General features: G+C 37.5%; 20 protein-coding genes. 8 read left to right on the top strand and 12 right to left on the bottom strand.

Annotated features, from left to right (window positions below; translation table 11 throughout):
• Nucleotides 1-292: 292 nt before the first annotated feature.
• A complete protein-coding gene (locus tag MHH95_RS06320; protein WP_340726823.1) occupies nucleotides 293-667 on the bottom strand; it encodes a membrane lipoprotein lipid attachment site-containing protein in 375 nt (124 codons plus the stop codon).
• Nucleotides 668-893: 226 nt separating this feature from the next.
• Here MHH95_RS06320 and MHH95_RS06315 point away from each other — a divergent pair, with 226 nt between their 5' ends.
• On the top strand, nucleotides 894-1283 hold the full coding sequence (locus MHH95_RS06315) for a (deoxy)nucleoside triphosphate pyrophosphohydrolase (RefSeq protein ID WP_340726822.1): 390 nt from the start codon (nucleotides 894-896) through the stop codon (nucleotides 1281-1283).
• Between the two features lie 252 nt (nucleotides 1284-1535).
• Here the strand turns inward: MHH95_RS06315 and MHH95_RS06310 are convergent, their stop codons facing one another.
• Nucleotides 1536-2447, bottom strand: a complete 912-nt coding sequence (locus tag MHH95_RS06310; protein ID WP_340726821.1) for an HNH endonuclease — start codon at nucleotides 2445-2447, stop codon at nucleotides 1536-1538.
• Between the two features lie 195 nt (nucleotides 2448-2642).
• On the opposite strand from MHH95_RS06310, the gene MHH95_RS06305 reads away from it, so the two are divergent.
• From MHH95_RS06305 to MHH95_RS06295, 3 genes are all read left to right on the top strand, one after another.
• Nucleotides 2643-4346 carry an ABC transporter ATP-binding protein gene (locus tag MHH95_RS06305; RefSeq protein ID WP_340726820.1) on the top strand — a complete coding sequence of 568 codons (1704 nt, stop codon included), beginning with the start codon at nucleotides 2643-2645 and terminating at the stop codon, nucleotides 4344-4346.
• A gap of 65 nt (nucleotides 4347-4411) precedes the next feature.
• Entirely contained in the window at nucleotides 4412-5332 is a 921-nt protein-coding gene (locus MHH95_RS06300; protein WP_340726819.1) for a dipeptidase, read from the top strand.
• Nucleotides 5333-5412: 80 nt separating this feature from the next.
• Nucleotides 5413-5610 carry a YwbE family protein gene (locus MHH95_RS06295; protein WP_191701199.1) on the top strand — a complete coding sequence of 66 codons (198 nt, stop codon included), beginning with the start codon at nucleotides 5413-5415 and terminating at the stop codon, nucleotides 5608-5610.
• 45 nt (nucleotides 5611-5655) lie between these two features.
• Here MHH95_RS06295 and MHH95_RS06290 read toward each other — a convergent pair whose 3' ends face one another.
• From MHH95_RS06290 to MHH95_RS06265, 6 genes are all read right to left on the bottom strand, one after another.
• Complete coding sequence (locus MHH95_RS06290) at nucleotides 5656-6288, bottom strand: 3-oxoacid CoA-transferase subunit B (protein WP_340726818.1); 633 nt, start codon at nucleotides 6286-6288, stop codon at nucleotides 5656-5658.
• Nucleotides 6288-6986, bottom strand: a complete 699-nt coding sequence (locus MHH95_RS06285; protein WP_340726817.1) for a CoA transferase subunit A — start codon at nucleotides 6984-6986, stop codon at nucleotides 6288-6290. The genes MHH95_RS06290 and MHH95_RS06285 overlap by 1 nt, the downstream gene beginning before the upstream one ends.
• A gap of 131 nt (nucleotides 6987-7117) precedes the next feature.
• Complete coding sequence (locus MHH95_RS06280) at nucleotides 7118-7747, bottom strand: general stress protein (protein WP_340726816.1); 630 nt, start codon at nucleotides 7745-7747, stop codon at nucleotides 7118-7120.
• Nucleotides 7748-7881: 134 nt separating this feature from the next.
• Nucleotides 7882-9855 carry a methyl-accepting chemotaxis protein gene (locus MHH95_RS06275; RefSeq protein ID WP_340726815.1) on the bottom strand — a complete coding sequence of 658 codons (1974 nt, stop codon included), beginning with the start codon at nucleotides 9853-9855 and terminating at the stop codon, nucleotides 7882-7884.
• A gap of 240 nt (nucleotides 9856-10095) precedes the next feature.
• Nucleotides 10096-10659 carry a nitroreductase family protein gene (locus MHH95_RS06270; RefSeq protein ID WP_340726814.1) on the bottom strand — a complete coding sequence of 188 codons (564 nt, stop codon included), beginning with the start codon at nucleotides 10657-10659 and terminating at the stop codon, nucleotides 10096-10098.
• Nucleotides 10660-10734: 75 nt separating this feature from the next.
• Nucleotides 10735-11238, bottom strand: coding sequence for an amidase domain-containing protein (locus tag MHH95_RS06265; RefSeq protein ID WP_340726813.1), 504 nt, complete (start codon nucleotides 11236-11238; stop codon nucleotides 10735-10737).
• Nucleotides 11239-11399: 161 nt separating this feature from the next.
• Between MHH95_RS06265 and MHH95_RS06260 the strand changes: the two genes are divergently transcribed.
• Nucleotides 11400-12422: a DUF2804 domain-containing protein gene (locus MHH95_RS06260; protein WP_340726812.1), complete on the top strand. Its 1023-nt coding sequence runs from the start codon at nucleotides 11400-11402 to the stop codon at nucleotides 12420-12422.
• Nucleotides 12423-12498: 76 nt separating this feature from the next.
• Here the strand turns inward: MHH95_RS06260 and MHH95_RS06255 are convergent, their stop codons facing one another.
• Complete coding sequence (locus MHH95_RS06255) at nucleotides 12499-12918, bottom strand: hypothetical protein (protein ID WP_340726811.1); 420 nt, start codon at nucleotides 12916-12918, stop codon at nucleotides 12499-12501.
• Nucleotides 12919-13180: 262 nt separating this feature from the next.
• The gene (locus MHH95_RS06250; protein WP_340726810.1) at nucleotides 13181-13495 is read right to left on the bottom strand and encodes a hypothetical protein; all 315 of its coding nucleotides are present in this window, start codon (nucleotides 13493-13495) and stop codon (nucleotides 13181-13183) included.
• A 135-nt stretch (nucleotides 13496-13630) separates the two neighbouring features.
• On the opposite strand from MHH95_RS06250, the gene MHH95_RS06245 reads away from it, so the two are divergent.
• Nucleotides 13631-13978 carry a hypothetical protein gene (locus MHH95_RS06245; RefSeq protein WP_340726809.1) on the top strand — a complete coding sequence of 116 codons (348 nt, stop codon included), beginning with the start codon at nucleotides 13631-13633 and terminating at the stop codon, nucleotides 13976-13978.
• 33 nt (nucleotides 13979-14011) lie between these two features.
• Here MHH95_RS06245 and MHH95_RS06240 read toward each other — a convergent pair whose 3' ends face one another.
• Complete coding sequence (locus tag MHH95_RS06240; RefSeq protein ID WP_340726808.1) at nucleotides 14012-14443, bottom strand: NUDIX hydrolase; 432 nt, start codon at nucleotides 14441-14443, stop codon at nucleotides 14012-14014.
• A 274-nt stretch (nucleotides 14444-14717) separates the two neighbouring features.
• On the opposite strand from MHH95_RS06240, the gene helD reads away from it, so the two are divergent.
• On the top strand, nucleotides 14718-16979 hold the full coding sequence (helD, locus tag MHH95_RS06235; protein WP_340726807.1) for an RNA polymerase recycling motor HelD: 2262 nt from the start codon (nucleotides 14718-14720) through the stop codon (nucleotides 16977-16979).
• Nucleotides 16980-17226: 247 nt separating this feature from the next.
• The gene (locus tag MHH95_RS06230) at nucleotides 17227-17706 is read left to right on the top strand and encodes a hypothetical protein (protein ID WP_340726806.1); all 480 of its coding nucleotides are present in this window, start codon (nucleotides 17227-17229) and stop codon (nucleotides 17704-17706) included.
• A 266-nt stretch (nucleotides 17707-17972) separates the two neighbouring features.
• On the opposite strand, the gene MHH95_RS06225 is transcribed toward MHH95_RS06230, so the two are convergent.
• Nucleotides 17973-18845 carry a GNAT family N-acetyltransferase gene (locus MHH95_RS06225; protein WP_340726805.1) on the bottom strand — a complete coding sequence of 291 codons (873 nt, stop codon included), beginning with the start codon at nucleotides 18843-18845 and terminating at the stop codon, nucleotides 17973-17975.
• Between the last annotated feature and the right edge of the window lie 111 nt (nucleotides 18846-18956).

Below are 18956 nucleotides of genomic sequence, written 5' to 3'. Positions count from 1 at the left end.
TCAACACTTTTTAAAATGTTTTTTTCTCTTTTTTTATTCTTTCTTTTCTCTTCTTATTATATACACGTAAAAAATAAATTTTCAAATACCGTTACTTACCCCCTAAAGTGAGGGAAATCCACTTGGTAACTTAGCTGTTATCAGAAATTCAAACACATTATTCAGAAGTGAGATGTCTCTTCTATACCTTTTCAATAATTAATAGGATTGCTGTTGGAGTTGTTACATCCGTAACTGGATTGAGAGAGGCAATGAAACTGGCATTACCAATCATACAATTTCTCTATTCTCCTTAAAAACCTGTAAGACTATCTATTGGTGTATCCTGCCCGTTTACTTTCACGTTTATCGTGTCAAACTCTGCATCACCACGATTGAGTTTATATACATACATTTTCAACTCGTTATTTTTTTGACCCGTGCTATCCAGTTTTATGTTTAATATGTTATCAACTACTTCAAGGTCCGGGGTAACATTATCAGTAGATTGAAAAATAATATAGCTGGCATTCTTATCGATATTATTAATCCATTGAAGCTGATAGTCGGGGTTTATAATTTCCTGTACTTTATTAGGAATGTTTTGAATTTCAGTAATACTCATTTTCGATGAATTACAAGCTGTTAATATAAATGTAAATAACAATAAACATAATAATTTTTTCATTTCAATTCTCCCCCCTCTTTAATTAGTTTTATCTTCAAACCCTCTAGTACATCATTAATGGCTCTAATCTTGCTGTTTTTGTAAATTTGCAAACCCAATTAAATACCATATATATACAAAAGTATATACTATAGGGCAAGTGAACAGTTATTTAAAACCTTATTAACCTCTACTAAACACTCACAAGCTATAATTAGGTTATTAATTAAGAATGGAATGATTAATTTTGAAAAAACAAGTACATGTCGTTGGAGCTATTATCGAAAACGATAAACAGGAAATTTACTGTGCACAACGTAGCCCTCAAATGTCATTACCAAACTATTGGGAGTTTCCAGGTGGAAAGATTGAGAAAGATGAAACACCACAGCAAGCATTAAAACGCGAGATTTTAGAAGAATTTACTTGTGAAATTGTTGTAGGCGATAAAGTTGAAGATACAACTTATGATTATGGTACGTTTATCGTTCGTCTTGAAACCTATATGGCTAAAATTGTGAATGGAACACCTGTTGCTTTAGAGCATTCAGATACGAAGTGGGTAAAGCGTGCATCACTCAATGAACTAGATTTTGCACCAGCAGATATTCCAACCGTTGAAAAGTTATTAAAATAATTATTTAAAGGTGTGCTTTTATGGAGCAGTTAGTTAAAAACTTGAAGCTTCTTTTCAACCTAAGAGAAACTCACGTAGTGACAGAGACTGGTAGAAATGAGATTATGCCAGATGGGAGCCCGTAGTAACAATGAATATCGTATTAGATACTCCAGTCCAATACGATATTTATCATTATTTAGTAGAGGAATAAAATAAAGCAAGGTGTTATCCAAAATGTACTTTGGAATAGCGCCTTGCCTTTGCTATAAACTATTCTTCTCCCCTAAAAATCTCCCGCTTATGCCATTTAAAATACGGCTTGTTCTCCTCTACTCGTGCTACTCGCATTTTTTCATGAATGTCGTATTTTCCATAGTCGATTCGGTCAATTTCTGAGGAGATATGGATTTTCCCGGTGCCATCAAATGCGATATAGCCATTGTCATATAAAGCATCATGATTGCGGCACAGCAAAATTCCATTGTATGGATCTAGTCGTTCCTCATTTGTTGCGTCTTTCCATGGCTTCGAATAGCTTGCATGTAATAATTCAGGTAAAGAGATACCACATAAAGCACAATGATTGTCCCATAATGGCAATAATTGCTTTCTGAATTTTTCTTGGCCTTTGCGGATTTTCACTTTTGCTTTTGCTTCTGTTTCGATGAGAACCGGTGCCAATGTTTTGCGTTCCTTTTGCGCAATCAAGCCAATTGCAAATTCCAGTTGCTCTACATTTTCTTCATAGATATTCGCATCACTCATGAGCTCAAGTAATTTAATTGCCAGCATTTCATTGCATGGATATAAAAAGCCTTGATTCCCATCACCATTTTCCTGAAACGGGGAATATTTAACTGGTAATAACGGTTGGATTTCATCAAAATTCAATTTAATATTAATGGGAGAGGTTAACTCTTCGTATTCAGCAGAAAAAAGATGGCCGACTGCTCCATTATCCTCTAATGGATTAATCCCCTCATAACAATCTTCCTGAGCGGTACTGATGGCAACAATTTCCCCTTTGACACAGTGAAAAATCGCATCTCCCTTTTTCACTTCTTTCATCCGCTCCCAAGAATGCGGTGTTTGACCACTACTATCCAAAATCGAGCACCATACGACTTGTTTTTCCTTTGCCTCATCGTATGTACGGCCTTGCATTACAATATAAAAATTCATTCGTACACCTTCAATTCTTTTCCTATAAGTGTATCATTTCTAATTTCCTATTATAAATAACTTGCCTAAAAACATTTTCTTTGTAAATCATTATTTCGCCTCTCGAAAAATTCCCAAGAAATGTTATAATCCATTTAACCAAAAATATTACAACAAGTTACACTCGGTTTAGGTTGTGTACAGAAAGGACTTGAAATGCTAGCAAGATTTTTCACATACTACAAGCCTCACAAACGATTATTCATTATTGATTTCTCCTGTGCAGTGTTTGTAGCTATTTTGGAATTACTGTTTCCGTTGGCGGTGAAATGGTTTATTGATGACCTGCTCCCGACTAATGATTGGGGTATGATCACTAAAATCAGTGCCCTTTTATTACTGACTTATATATTAAGTACAGTGATGAACTATATCGTAAACTATTTGGGACATAAGCTTGGGGTCAATATCGAAACCGATATGCGCCAGCAGCTATTCAACCATGTACAGCGTCAGCCGTATACGTTTTTCGATAATATGAAGACTGGTCATTTAATGAGTCGGATTACAAATGACTTGTTTGATATTGGCGAATTTGCGCATCACGGTCCGGAAGATTTATTCATTGCCATGATGACATTCATCGGGGCATTTACGATTATGTTCAATATTAATGCAACGCTTGCGACGATTATTTTATTTTTCGTACCACTTTTAATAGCCGTAATGTATTGGAGCAATAAGCGCATGAAAAAGGGCTGGAGCGTTATGTACAGTGAAATTGCAAACGTCAATGGCAGGGTGGAAGACAGCTTCTCAGGTATTCGAGTTGTGAAATCATTTACAAATGAAGAATTCGAAACAACACGCTTTAAAGATCAAAACGGCTTGTTCCGTAAAGCGAAAATCTATGCCTACAAAGTAATGGCAGGTACACATTCAAGCATTTACTTTTTAACGCGTCTACTGACATTGCTAGTGCTTGTTGTTGGTGCTTGGCTTTCATTTAATGACAACCTTTCAGCCGGTGAGTTTGCGAGCTTCATTTTATTCACGAATGTTCTAATTAAGCCGATCGACAAAATCAGTGCCTTACTGGAAATGTATCCAAAAGGAATGGCCGGCTTTAAACGTTTCTGTGATTTGCTGGACCAGGAGCCGACAATTGTTGATAGTCCAAACGCAATTGCTATTGAACATTTAGACGGGAATATCGAATTTAAAAATGTAAGCTTTAAGTATGCGGACAGTAAGCAAGTTTTAAACGACCTATCCTTTAAAGTGGAAGCTGGCAAAACGGTTGCGTTCGTAGGGCCATCTGGTTCAGGGAAAACGACGATAAGTGCGCTTATTCCCCGTTTTTATGATATTACGGATGGGGCAATTACAATCGATGGCTACGATATTCGTGATTTGACGCAACAATCACTTCGCAGGCAAATCGGAACTGTTCAACAAGATGTGTTTTTATTTACAGGAACTATTAGGGAAAATGTAGAATATGGTAAACTAGGTGCGAGCTTTGAAGAAATTAAAGCGGCCGTTGAACAGGCAAATTTACTGGAGTTCATCGAAAACTTACCAGATGGCTTTAATACAGAGATTGGTGAACGTGGTTTGAAATTATCAGGTGGACAAAAACAACGTCTTGCCATAGCGCGTATGTTCTTGAAAAACCCGCCGATTTTAATTTTAGATGAGGCGACGTCTGCGCTTGATACAGCCACAGAGCGTATTATCCAACAATCATTAAATGATTTAGCGAAAAACCGTACAACATTAATTATTGCTCACCGTTTAGCTACGATCCGTGATGCAGATTATATTTTCGTTGTAACACCAAATGGCATTGAAGAACAAGGTACGTATGAAGAACTTGTCGCAAAAGGCGGCATTTTCGCAGGGCTTCATCATGCTTAGAAATTTTCAGGTGAATGATTTAGGTCATTCACCTTTTTAAAAAAATTAGAAAGGTAGGTATCCTTATGAGCATTCCGATTATTGATTTACACTGTGATGCATTGTTACGCATGCAAAAGAACGGATATAAATTTCTTAATTCCCCTAAGCTTGATGTGAATTATGAAAAATTAGTTGAAGGTCATGTGATAGCACAAGCGTTTGCTATTTATGTTGATTCTGAGCTTTCGCTTGTAGAAAAACGTGCAACTGCGATCAAGCAAATTGAGTGCTTTCGTAATGAGGTATTACGCGAAGGTGTAGTACATATTAAAAAATGGGCAGATTTCGAAACACTTCAACCTGGACAAATCGGGGCATTTTTAACAATTGAAGGTGTCGATTTTTTCGGTGGGGACCTTAAAATTTGGCATCCATTTCATCAGCTTGGCGTATTATCAATTGGACTCACTTGGAACTACCCTAACGAAGCAGCAGATGGAGCACATAGCCAATATGGGCGTGGAGTAACACCGTTTGGTAAAGAAATTATTAAACTTAACAATCAGCATAAGATTTTCACTGACGTTTCTCATCTGAATGAACAAAGCTTTTGGGATGTTATAGAGCAGGCGGACTATGTCATTGCCACGCATTCGAATGCGAAAACTGTATGTGATCATGTTCGCAATTTAAACGACGCCCAAATACGGGCGATGATTGAAAAAAATGCGCCCATTCATATCGTGTTATATCCTGAATTTATAAACGGAACAAATCGTGCGAGTATGGGGGACGTAATTCGTCACATCGATTATATTTGCTCGCTTGGTGGAAAAGAATTAATTGGTTTAGGCTCAGATTTTGATGGAATCGATTATAAAGTTGAAGGACTTGAACATGCAGGGATGTATCAAAACTTTATTAATGAACTTCTCAAATATTATAGTGAAGAGCAAGTACGAGGCTTTGCTTATGCCAATTTTATAAATCATTTACCTAAATAGTTTTTAACCCTGCTTCCATGTAGGGTTATTTTTTTTTGACGTGTTATACTTAGGAAAGTTTAGTTGAAGGGACGGATTTAATGAACGGCAAAAATCGTAGCGATGTATACCCTGGTCTGGAAGTTGATATCGTATTAAAAAAGGACCAGCGTACAGGGACGACAACACGGGGCGTAGTAAAGGATTTATTGACGAACTCTAGCTCACATCCACACGGCATAAAAGTCCGCTTAACAGATGGACAAATCGGCCGTGTATGTCAAACATATCCGAAGTAAGTTAAAGCGCAAAAAGCTTCTAAACTTTTTGCGCTTTCTTTTTTATTATAATTTTTCTTCAAATACAGCCTCTGTCTTCTCCCTTACTTCCTCTATTGTCACACCTTCTTGAAGCTCAACTAGTTGCATCGTGCCATCAGTAAAATCAAATACAGCTAATTCCGTAATTAGACGGTGAACAACGGCTTTACCGGTTAAAGGTAATGTACATTCGCGCTTTAATTTGGACTCACCGTATTTATTTGTATGCTCCATAATAACGATTACTTTTTTCGCGCCAACTACTAAATCCATTGCGCCACCCATTCCCTTTACTACTTTCCCGGGAATCATCCAATTCGCAAGATCTCCTTGCTCTGACACTTCCATTCCACCGAGGATCGCTAAATCAATATGCCCGCCTCGTATCATCGCAAAGCTTTCAGCACTATCAAAAAATGTTGCACCAGCCTTTGCAGTTACCGTTTCCTTCCCAGCATTAATTAAATCGGCATCGATTTCCTCTTCCGTTGGATATGGTCCAATGCCAAGAAGCCCATTTTCAGATTGAAGCATTACATTAAACTGTGGAGGGATTTCATTCGCAATGAGTGTTGGTATACCGATTCCTAAATTGACATACATACCATCTTCAATTTCCTTTACAGCACGGCGAATAATCTTTAAGCGTGCATCCATTATGCTTCCCCCTTTACAGTGCGGCGTTCTATCCGTTTTTCAAAGGAGTCGCTGTGCACAATATGCTGCACGTAAATACCTGGTAAATGAATTTCATCCGGATCAAGCTCGCCAACTTCTACAAGCTCCTCCACTTCCACTATCGTAACTTTCCCGGCTGTAGCACAGAGCGGATTGAAGTTGCGTGAAGTTTTACGAAATACTAAATTACCAGAGCGATCGGCTTTCCACGCTTTAACAAGAGCAAAGTCTCCTGTAATCGCTCGCTCAAGTAAATACATCTTGCCATCAAATTCTTTTGTATCTTTTCCTTCTGCAATCGGCGTTCCAACACCTGTTGCAGTATAAAATGCCGGAATGCCTGCACCACCTGCCCGGATACGTTCAGCCAGGGTCCCTTGTGGTGTTAGCTCTACATCAAGCTCACCATTTAAATATTGCTGTTCGAATGTTTTATTTTCGCCTACATATGAAGCAATGATTTTCGTAATCTGCTTGTCTTGTAACAGGATGCCAAGCCCAAAATCATCGACACCGCAATTATTACTGACAACCGTTAAATTCTTTGTCCCTTTATTCTTTAATGCCTGAATTAAATTTTCTGGAATGCCACATAAGCCGAAGCCCCCCACTAATAAAACAGCCCCATCTTCTATATGTTGTATCGCCTGCTGTACAGAAGCTACTACTTTGTCCATGTTCTCTATCCCCTTTCACATCTTTACAAAATATTCTACAAAACTACAAATTCCCCTTCAAAAACCATATATTCCGTTGATTAAATCAAAAAGGAGCCACAACTGCTCACATGTCAGTTGGGCTCTCATGATCACTTTTTATGTGGACCTTGATAAATACTTAGTTCCTTTGTATGCGGGTCGCGAACGTAACGCTGGTTGTCCTTCAATGGAATGATATCCGGATCTTCTACTTCATCGCCACGTCCAAACTCACCTGCTACTTCGCTATTCGGAGGCAACGGATCATACTTCTTTTTTTGCTCCTCAAATGGAATTGGTCGCTCCTCTTCAATATCCCAGCGGATCAAATTCGATGGATTAGAGCGGTTCGTAATCCAATTATCAAGGGTATGTCCTTCCCAACCCTCTTCATCAAATGGATCACTTCCTGTTATGAGGACTTTACCCCCATCATTTATAATCTTTTCATATTCAAGACGTTCATTTTCCGGTAAGTTTAGGCGGCGTAATTTTTCCTCTATCGGTGTTTCCTTCGTAAATAGCGTTTTAAGAATACTGCGGACACCATTTGTCGTAATTAGAGAAATTTGCTGATGACGAGCAATGGAATGGAACTCGTCCACATCTTTAGTTAATACGTAAACATGGGTTCTATCTATCTCCTCGCCCGGTTCACCGCCACGTAATTCTTGGAGTTTCTCTAGCAATTCCCCTTTAGTATAGGCGACATCAATCGACTGTTTTGGTTCATTAAACATTTGCATCCCTCCATTAATTCTTCTTACTGCCCTTTTCCCCATCTACATTACACAAAACCTATTTTGAAATAGCAATCGCCTATAATAATGCAAAAAAAGAGCCGCCAGTAGTATGTTTGGCGACTTCTTTTTCATTAGATTTTATATTCTTTTACGATTTGATTCAGCTGATCTGCGAGTTCGGCTAACTGTTCTGTTGTCTCTGCGACGTTACTCATCGTTGCACTCGTTTCAATAACTGTAGCAGTCGTTTCTTCCACACTTGCTGTTGTTTCCTCAGTAATTGCCGAAATTTCCTGCATGGATTGATTAATCTCTTGTCCTTTACTACTCATTGTTTGTAATTGCCCAAGGACTTGTTTTGTAAATGCATCCATTTGTAAAACAGATCGTTCAATTTCTTTAAACGTATCAGCAGTATTCGAAAGTTGATCTGTCCCCGTTTCGATTGTCGTAAATCCTTGCTGTAGTGAGTTACTTAACTCATTTGAACCATGTTGAATCGTTGTGACAATCGCGGAAATTTCTATCACTGATTTTGCCACTTGTTCAGCAAGCTTCCGTACTTCCTCTGCTACAACGGCAAATCCTTTTCCATGTTCCCCAGCCCGCGCTGCTTCAATAGAGGCATTTAGTGCTAGTAAGTTCGTTTGATTAGCTACATCTTCAATTATATTTACAAAAGATGTGATTTTTCCAACACGCTCACCTAATTCCTCCATTTTATGAATTGCGGTATCCATAATGTAGTGGATTTCCTGCATATGTCCATTGGAAGTTTGCATCATTTTTGTTCCTTCCGATGAAAGTAAAAGTACATTACCGGAAACTGATTCGAGTTTTGTCCCTTGTTCTGCCGTTTCCTTTAAATCGTTTGAAAACTTATTAACAGCCTCATAGACTTCGGTAATTTCATTTGTTTGCAATTCGATGCCACGTGATAATGTTTCCATTGTTTCAGCAATAGCCTGAGACCCTGTCGACACATCACTTGTTGACAGAGCGAGACTAGCACTTTTTGAATTTACACTGCTTGATGCTTTCGAAACTTCACCAATCATTCTATGTAGATTTTCCTGCATTATTTTCATATCTGTCATTAGCTGGCCGATTTCATCTTGACGGTTATGCTCTTCCATTCGTTGTGTTAAATCACCTTCACTTAATACATGCAGAAGTTTAGATGTATGTATGATAGGCTTTGTTAATGTGCGACTGTAAGTTAGCGCAACGACTATTGCTAGTATAATAGTGATTATTAAGATGACGGCACCACCATTAATCATCGAGAACATAGCAGATTGCGTCTTTCCAATATTTTGGGTTAAATGGATGCCTCCGATAACAGTAGTTGCTGTAGGATCTTGCAAAGGTAAAAAGCTCTCAATTACTTTTTTATCTTGATTTTTTAATTGGCTTGCTTCTCCATTTAAAACAGCAGAAATTGCATTTCCTGTTAGTTTACTCCCGATATTTTCCTTTTCAGATGCTTCAAAAATCTCTCCATTTGCATCTATCAGCTGCAGCTTTGCATTTGGAAATAAGCTTTGAACACTTGTCACAAATTCATTTCGAACCCCCATTTGTAATGTACCGATTGTTCGCCCATTCCATTCAATTGGTGCAAAGGCTCTCACTGCCAAACCGCTTGTACCATATTCAAACCCACTATACGTATTTCCTTGCAGGGCACCTTGAATAGCGACAATTTCGGATTTATCATCTCCGTAAGCAGATGGATTATGGCCTCTTACATGCACTGCTCCCTTTTCATCGCCAATTTCAAAAATGGCTAGCTTATGCTGTGCACTAAGTTTATTAAATAACGCTTCACCACCGGATTTTATTAAGGTGCGGTCTTCCTCTAAGAGTAGTTGCTGTATTTCCGGATCTTTCGCATAGAGCTCAACTAAATATTGTAAATCAGATGCCGTCTGTTCAAAATACTTCGTTACAGAATGTTCCATTTCATTTTGTTGAGAATATTGCACTTCTTCAAAACTATTAAATGCTGCAAAGTAATTGTAAATAACTGTAGCAAAAACGGGAATAATACCAACTAATAAAAATATTAATATTAGTCGCGTTTTTAAACTTTTATAGCGCATAGTTGCTCCTTCTTAAACACCTGTTTATTTTTTCCTCATATAATTGCATTTTATTATGTATTTATCTCGATTTCAAACTAATTTTTATGTTTAAGAGAAAAAAGTCTTCAAAGCAAGGGTATGCCATGTTACAAATCTTTAAACAGGTGGAAGTCACACCCATATAATTGATGAAATCCCTTAACGAACAAAAAAAGAATGCACGGGGAAATGTTGATTCCCTCATGCATTCTCATATTATTAAATCTCGAACTCTGTCACAAAATCCGTAAGCTCTTTACGCACTCTTGCTTTTGGCAGTTCATCAAAATAGCCGAACTGGAACATTGAAATTACTCGTTCATGTGGCTGAGCTTTTAATGCTTCACGGAATTTCGGATTATCTAAAAATCCAGGTGTTTTCCAGCATGTACCGATGCCTTTTTCCCATGCAAGCAGCTGTACGTTTTGTAAATAGCAAGAAGCCGCGGCGTAATCTTCCAGGCGTTCTTTTTGACGAACATCCTCCGTCACTAATACAAATGCGTAAGCACCCGCTAATGTGAACTTTTTCATTTGAGCAGCAAGAGCCTCTTCTGAAAGTTCTTCCCATTTTGGGATAGCTAGATTTCTTAGTAATTCATGTACTTTTGGAAGTTGCTCGCCCGCGCCTACTACTATACGCCAAGGCTGACGGTTGCCGTGATTTGGCGCCCATTTTGCTTCATCTAAAATCCCCAACACTGCTTCCTTTTCAACTTGCTGTCCGTTAAATAGTTTAATTGATCGACGTTGTAATACTGCATCTCTTACTGATAATGTCATCGACAAAACCCCCTTCTGTTACTAATACTACCTTATCATGAAATTTCAACATTTAACATATGTTAGAAGGTTGCTTTACAACGTAAACTCATCCTCAATATGAAAGAAATAGTAAGTCATTTGTGGTGTATAGGCTGTGGAGTCCTCATAAGAATATTCCCGGTCGGCACTGTTCGACGTATGGGCATTTACATATGGAATACCTCCCTCAATTCGCGTAACAATTGTACTATGATCAATTCTTCCATCCCCCTGGAAATCATAAAAAATGACATCCCCTAGCTGTAACTGTTCAACTGAATTTACTCTTGTTGCCCGGAGTCCACGCTTTGACGTTTCCAAATACCAACGGAGTGAATGAGCAACAGACCAGCTATAGCTCCAGCGCTCATTTAAGCCAATCATCCACCAGCCTTGCCCACGATTCGGTGCCCCTCGCATCGGCGCCCCTCCAGCATATAAACATTGTGAAATAAAATTTGTACAGTCATCCTGAAATCTAGGAAACTCAGGATTAAAGCTATCCCACCATTTATTGGCATAGGCCACTGCAGCCTCTCGATTATAGTATGAAACCAACTTTTTTCTCCTTTTTTCACAACCTATGTCGAATTTCTCCTTTTTATGTACTTTATATGAATGTAGAGTGAAAATACCCTGTTTTTGTAATTGTTTGATACAATTATTTTAACTGCATTATGTTCATTTGATTTTTAAAGATAGTTTAAGGGGGAATATAGATGAGGCAACACGCAGAAAGGGAAATCGTCCTTCCAACGGTTCTATGCGATAAAAAAGGGAATCTGAATCCGGAGGCAATCGGCTATGCACGAACACCCATTATCGATTGCAATCTTTCCGGTCATTTTATGCGCAAGAAAAAATGGAATTATTGGTGTGTCTTTGGTGAGGAAATTTTGTTTTCCGCTACGATTAGTCACTTAGATTACGCTGCGGTGTGCTTCGTCTATTTTCTCGAGTATGAAACACAGCGCTATTTCGAAAAAACAATTTTAATTCCACTTGGGGCAAATGTAAAAATGCCTGAAAAAGTGTTGGAAACTATCCAATATAAAAATAGCGAAGTCTCTATTGAAATGGCGTACTTCAACAATGAAACTCATTTAACGGTCAATGCGCCAGATTTTGATGGAGAGTCATTACATGCTGAGCTAAAGATTGAGCATCCAAAAAATGATGAGTCCCTTAATGTAGTTATTCCATGGAATCGCAAAACATTTCAATTTACAGCAAAACATCATACGTTACCGGCTTCTGGGGTTGTACATATTGGCAATCGCAGCTTTACCTTTACTCCTGAAGAAAGCTTTGCGGTGCTGGATTATGGTCGTGGGATATGGCCTCGTGAAGCAACATGGAATTGGGGAATGGCCTCACAGCGCGTTCGTGGTCAACGAATTGGCTTAAACTTTGGCGGGAAGTGGACAGACGGTACAGGTATGACGGAAAATGCCGTTTTTGTCGATGGAAAGATGACAAAAATACATGAAGATGTATTATTTCACTATGACCGTACCGATTTTATGAAGCCATGGACTGTAAAATCCAAATTCAGCGGGCAGGTCAATTTAATGTTTACACCATTTTTTGAACGAGTAGCCGAAACCAATGCGAAGGTCATTGTTTCCTCTGTCCACCAAATGGTAGGCTATTATGATGGATTTATTCAGCTCGAAGACGGCACAACTTTACAAATCCAGCAAATGCTTGGCTGTATTGAAGAGCATGTGGCGAAGTGGTGAAGATAAAAATACGGATAATAGATCTTATTTGACTATTATCCTTTTTTACTGGCTGATTTTAGGTAAATTAATAGCTTTAAATTAATTTATCGAGAGTATTAGATATTTCCTCAATCAATTCTTTGTGAATGTATAGGTCTCCTAAAATAAAGACAATTAGGAATAAAAGATATAAGCCCAAATATAATCTCAGTTTTTCAGAAAATATTATAAAGAAGATGCATGATAAATAAAATGTCAGGAAGATTATAGTAACCATCCATAATTGATATGCTTTGTTAATCGGTAATATAATCAATAATGCTTTAGCGGCATTAGAATGATCTTGCACATTGTATATCACATGATTTACTTCTTTATTTAAATATCCTTCTTCAATTGTTAACACCGTATTTTCTTCATCAAAGTAATACGTATAGCCAGTCAAATTAAAATCTGTCTTTTTTATAAAGATTATTAATATTGCTATTAAAAATATATAAATAACTACCGGCAATAGTCTTTTATTAAATTTAGAAATAGTATTCCTCCTTTATATTACTTTTATAAATTGGACTGAATAAAAGAAATGAGCAAGTCATTAAACTCTATTCAACTTGTTTATCGAAAAGGGTGTGATCTGCTGTTAACCCATGGCTAAAGACAATAGCATATTTCTGGTGGGAAACTACCTCATTGTTCCTCTTGAGGACTGTATAAATTTCTCAATCATTGAATATCTCTCCTGATTGGAAATTTAGTGAATTCATTACAAAAAGCTACCCTTTTCCATCCCTTCCATCAAGTTTTTTTACTTGTGAAGTCCAAATTCTATAAATGCATTTACCGTTTTCTTCTACTTTATCTTTATGCACAATAAGCTGTAGATTTAAATGATCTGCCCATTGCGGAAGCAGTTCGGTTAAAAAATCGATTACTTTTTCATCAGGCGTTGCATAACCAACATTTTGTTCTCTAAATAAATAAAGCGAAATATCCGTATACAATGAGTGTGTCCATTCATACACTTCCATCTCAGAATCGAAAATCCTCTTATCTTCCGGATATTGCCCATTCCCCCACTGTATGTCCATAAGATTATTCCTCCTTAAGTTTTAAATTTCAATAAAAATACTTTACCCTTTCTTGAAGTAATCCCAAAATTCGAGTTTAATTATATTTTTAAGGTATTTAAGGTAAATAAAACTACTATTTTCTCGGAGGGCACTATGAACACTAAGCAGCTAAATGAAAATTTTTATTCGAAAAGAGCACTTGTTGGTACAGCCAACCATTGTATATGTGGTGATTGTGTTTTATACGCGGAGCAAATTATGTTTAATGTTGAACTTATCGAGTTTTTACATAGTAAAGGTCTTGACCCACGTAAAGCCGATGAAGTCTGGGCCTACCTTGAAAAAGATGGGTATAAATATTACACCGCAGATTTTTTCCAAGTGTATGCAGATAAAGAAGAATCATATACTTTTGGCAATGCAAAAGTTATAATTCAGGAAAATATTTACGCTGAAAAAGAAACACCTCGATACAGTTGTACAGTCGATGTTCGTTTTTAAAATATAGCGGTGACATCCTCTCTTCTTTTGCCCTTAAAAATCTATATAAAAAGGGTGATTACTTTCATCTAGGCAGCATTCGATTCTTTGTCGAAAATTTCCGTATTCCACCAGTTTTAAAGCCTCTTCAATTGAAAAAAATTCTACTTCTAAGCTTTCGGTAGAAGTCGTACATTGTCCTCCAATAGGCTTTGCTAGAAAGAGCGTGTTACAGATTGACCTTTTTACATTTTGAAAAATTCCGCAAAACTTTATTATTTCAACATCTATACCCGTTTCCTCTTTTGTCTCCCTAATAGCGGCTTCTTTTATCGATTCACCTTCTTCTACTTGACCTCCTGGCATCTCCCACCCTCTTAAAGGGCCTTTGATTAGCAGAATTTCGTTTTGATCATTAAGAACAATTGTTGCTGCTGAAACGATATGTTTCGGGGGTGTATAGATTTTTGTTGTACCTTGTTCCATTAAAAATCCTCCTTCATTATTTCAATTATTAAATAAACCTCACTTAAAATAATACCATTATATGGTTTTTATTAGTTTGAAATATTTCGGTAACTCCTAAGTATTATTAGTGCCTTAAATATCATGACTTCCTATTTCCATACATCTCCTTGAATATACACGTCGTATTTTGATAAGATAATTATCTGACAATGTTGCAGATTCTCAAAAAAGTAAAAACCTAATCTTTACGCTGTGCAATGAAGTGTAATTGATTGATGATAGGGGGAACGACATGACGGTAAATGAAGAGTTCAAACAAGAACAGCAGCGGTTACATGATACGGTTCATTATATGGACCAGATTTTGCATAGTTCGAAAAGAGATATCGAAACAGCACAGGAAAATATACGCTCTGCAATGACCAATGTGGAATACTTGGATTCGAGTGACAGCTTCTTAAATATTTTAATGAATACTCGCTTTTTCGAATTGGCCCGCAACCAAAAAGAAGGCTTGGAGGCGATTCGCCAAAGACCATATTTTGCGAGAATCCACTTCCAGCGTGAGCAGGAAAATGAGGAATTTCTTTATATCGGAAAAACTTCCCTCTTCCACAGCGAGACACATGAACCTATTATTGTCGACTGGCGTTCCCCTGTTGCAAATGTCTATTATGACGGACGGTTAGGTGAGATTACTTATGATGTTCGCGGTGAAGAACTTACGGGACATTTATTTGCAAAGCGACAATATAAAATTGAAAATGCAAAGCTCCTCGACTACCGGGACGTCGACTTAACAACGAATGACGAGTTGCTGCAAGAGGCACTAGAAGGTAAAGCAGATGTTCGCTTAACCGAAATCGTCTCCACAATACAGAAAGAGCAAAACGAAATTATCCGAGCCCATCTACGTCAACCGATTCTCGTACAAGGAGCAGCAGGGTCAGGGAAAACAACGATTGCCCTGCACCGGATTTCATATTTCCTCTATACGATGGGTGACCATTTCAATCCCGAACAACTCATGATTTTAGCACCAAACCGTTTATTCATTGACTATATTGCAGACGTTCTCCCTGAGCTAGGTGTCGATAAAATATGCCAAACAACTTACGCTCAATATGTACTTGATGCCATTAATCTTAAGTTGAAGCTCCAAAATCCAAATGAACAGCTCGAACGGCTAATCGCCAATCCGTCCTCTACACATGAAGGCTGGATGATTCCGAAAATGAAAGGCAGTCCGTTTTATGAGCTGATGATGAATCGCTATTTGCAGCATTACGAAGCCAAGTTAGCCGCTTTATTTGATGATGTATTTATTGAAAAATACCGGATAATGAAAGGCGACCATTTGCGAAAGCTGTTCTTAGTAGAATTTCATTATATGCCTGTTGAAAAACGGCTCGAGCGCATTAAAAAGGTTATTCAGAACGAAGTAAAACGGAAAACAACTGCTGTATTAACTACATTGAATACACGATATGAAGACGCGATTGGCCGTGCACTCAATGGTATGCGAGATGCAGAAAAGCGCCGTCATACTGTAACAAAACTAATCGACGAACGTGATGATCGCATTCCGAAAATTAAACAGGAAGCAAAAACTGTCGCATCTTCTTATATGAGAAAATTCCAGAAGGCAAAAATCAAGCAACTATATCGAACATTCCTTACAAGCCGTGAATTATTATTTGAACTGGCTCCCGAATGGTCCGTCGAAGAAACAGAGTTATTTTTAGAGGCACACCAAAAAGAGCAATGGGCACTTGAAGATTTAGCAGCCCTTTTATTTTTACATGCGAAAATTAAAGGGATTGAGGATAAATGGAAAATGCGGGTCGTCTTTATTGATGAAGTACAGGATTATAGCTACTTCCAGCTCGCTGCTTTAAAGGCGGGACTTGAAACGGATATGTTCACGATGGTTGGCGATTTAGCGCAGGGTATCCATAGCTATAGATCTCTTACAGAATGGCAGCCGGTCCTTGAGCTTTTCCCTCGCGCAACCTATGCTACCCTTCAAAAAAGCTACCGTACGACAATTGAAATTATGGAAGTTGCCAATGAAATTTTAATGCAGATGGATGAGGACTTACCGCTCGTTGAACCCGTTGTCCGTCATGGGAAAAAGCCTGAGTTTATCACAGCGAAAAACTTTGATGACAACATCATTAAAGACGTGCTGGCAAAAATTCGTGAAAACCATCATCAATCCATTGCACTCATATGCAAAACAACAGATGAAGCTGTTCAGTTGGTTAAACTGCTTGAAAACTCGGATATCTCTGCACAGTTGCTTGACGAAAACTCGGCAATCGATCAGCAAAAGCTTCTAGTCATCCCAAGTCATTTAGCAAAGGGATTAGAGTTTGATGCAGTTATTCTCACGTCATTTGACACACCGTATTATGACAACCCGCTCGATCGGAAGCTTTTATATGTAGCTTTAACCCGTGCCATGCATGAACTTTATTTGATTGGTCCTTCGAAAGAGGCTTTTTTAATGAAGCCAATTAGTGCAAATATATCGGTAGAAAAGCGTATTTAACAACGGAATTAACAGCTTAATTAGTACAAGTTTAACGCTTAGAAATCTGAGCGTTTTTTTGGGCGAAATATTTTGCTTTCCTTGTTGAACTATAGTCCAAACTACTTCATATCTTATTCTTTAATTCTAATGATATCTCCTCTTCAAATAGGATTTTTGGAAAGGGTTGTAGAATTTTATTCTTTATTGAAAGAAAATCAAATCATCTTAGTTACTAGTTGTTCAGTTAAATAATAGGGGTGATGAAATGGGTATTATAGTTATTGCTTTAATTTTCTTGTATGGTTTTATTTTATTCAGAAATGGTATCGCTTTAAATAATGTAACGATTGAATTTACCATCTTATACGTAGCATGCTCATTGACCATCCTTTTATTTTGGAAAGCACGGAAAGGGATTTCTAAAAAGATTGGCATTGTTATTTGTGCCTTATTGATTATACAAACAGGGCTTATTAGTTATTATGCATATGATAGACATTCGGATCGATTAATAAATGAACAGCATCGCTTGTTAGTCATTTTAGGGAGTTCCACTGACTATCAAAAATTAAACTTGAGTTATCACGATATTGAAAAAATAAATATAGTTGGAGATGCGAAGCAAGGTAATTTTCATCACCCATTTGATTATATAATTGAACTGAAAGTTAAAAATGAAAATAAAATTTATCAATTTCAATGTAAAGGACAAGGACCTTGGTGCGAGGAAATGGGATTAAACTAACTTCTCAGTTAGTTGGAGAACATAGCCTTATTATAGAATTCCCATCTCTTTCTGATATCTAATTAGCAAGTGTTTTAACAATGGAATTAATGAAGACACATAATTTTAACGATGCTCCTGTACTAATTGCATTTGTGTATATATAGTTGGTGAAGCAACAACGAAAACAAGGACACAATTCATAGACGAATTGTGCCCTTAAATACTATTTTTAAAATTATTTTCTCCCTATTAACTGAAGCACTAAATAAAGTTTTCTCATTTTCTTACCCAATATAAATATAATAATCAACCTGTGACGACTTCATAAATCCGGCTTTTTCATATACGCGGAGTGCACCCATATTTTCAATCTCTACATCAAGTAAAATAGTTTTATCACCTGAACGGATTGCATAGTCCTTCACGAAGTTTAAAATTTGCGTACCGACGCCTTGGCGCTGTCTCTTCGGTGATACTGCAAACGCAGTAATCCATTGTACTTCCCCTTCTTTACGGGTTGTCACAGTTCCAACAACTTCGCCATCCATTTCGGCTGTCCACATTACTAAGCCTTCTGTCGTCGTATTAAACTCAATTAACTCCAATGATTCTTCACGCATATCGCCAAAAGCATCACTAAAAATTGAAATGAGCGCTTCCGTATCTTTTTGCATGAAAGGACGTAAAGTCACCGCTCCCTTATTCTCCATAACTTCCGCATGAGCCTCTAAAGTTGCCTCAGAAAAACTGTATAAATACCCGTTTTGCTCTAAAAACTCTTTTCCGAATTTAGAGCCTTCTATTACAAGAGCAAGCTCCCCCTCACTGTTCCGGATCGCCATACCTTCTTTTAGGACATTTAAAATCGCTGTTCCAATTCCAAGCTGACGGTACATTGGGGCAACTAGCATCGACCATTCATACGTATTTAAACCCATTAGATCCACAGCAGTTCCTGCCCCAACTAATAGATTTTTTTCATCATCATATACAAGTACATAAAACCCGCGTGTTTCATAACTTTTAGCAATTGTTAGATTCATTACCTGATTTAATAGGATGCCATCACAAACAGCTGATGTTTTACATAAGTTTTGTACTTCTTCATATGTTTCTTGATCTAAAGGATACGACACGGTAATTGCCGATAAATTCATTCTTTCTACTCCAATTCTATCTTCTATAATGTTTCTATTTTAGTAAAGCTCACGTAGTTACGCAACAATAGCGCGCAATTATCAATTTTAAAATGACTTTCAAAGCTATTC

It is taken from the genome of Solibacillus sp. FSL K6-4121 (genome assembly GCF_038002585.1).
GTDB classification, from domain to species: Bacteria; Bacillota; Bacilli; order Bacillales_A; family Planococcaceae; genus Solibacillus; species Solibacillus faecavium.
Note: the sequence above shows the minus strand (reverse complement) of the source record. Positions and strands in the feature narration are given on the sequence as shown.